General features: G+C 67.6%; 1 pseudogene. It reads right to left on the bottom strand.

The window, feature by feature from the left end:
- Positions 1 to 269: pseudogene (locus G3480_RS27430) on the bottom strand (ADP-ribosylglycohydrolase family protein); the annotation flags it as partial.
- Between the last annotated feature and the right edge of the window lie 163 nt (positions 270 to 432).

Here is a 432-nt window from a genome sequence, read left to right as displayed (position 1 = left end):
GAGAGCGGCGCATCTGATCCGCGGCATCGAAGCCGGCGCACTCCACCAGGCTTTCGGCGAGACAGAGGGCCATGGAGGTGTCGTTCGTCCACTGGCAGGATTGGAGGTAGAAGGGGACCGCCGCCGATCATATCCTTGAGGGGCGTGAAGCCGCCCGGGCGCATGAACTCCAGCGTCGTGCCCAGCGCATCGTCCGCCGCGAGCCCGAGCAGGGCGCCGTGATAGCGCGCCGCTGCGGTGGGTGTGATTGCATCCGCTTGGTCAGTCATCCCGAGGGGTCCTCCCGCGTCTGTATCAGATCCGCCCTGCCGTGCCCGTGCGCCTCTGTCACTTGCGGGATTGGCCGTGCTCGGGAGGACAGTCGATCGTGCGGTCGGACATGGCCGCATCATGTCCGGTGGGATGGGCGGTGGGAGCGGTCCCGGCTCTGAT

The sequence above is a fragment of the Thiorhodococcus mannitoliphagus genome (assembly GCF_010915725.1).
Taxonomy (GTDB): Bacteria; Pseudomonadota; Gammaproteobacteria; order Chromatiales; family Chromatiaceae; genus Thiorhodococcus; species Thiorhodococcus mannitoliphagus.
Note: the sequence above shows the minus strand (reverse complement) of the source record. Positions and strands in the feature narration are given on the sequence as shown.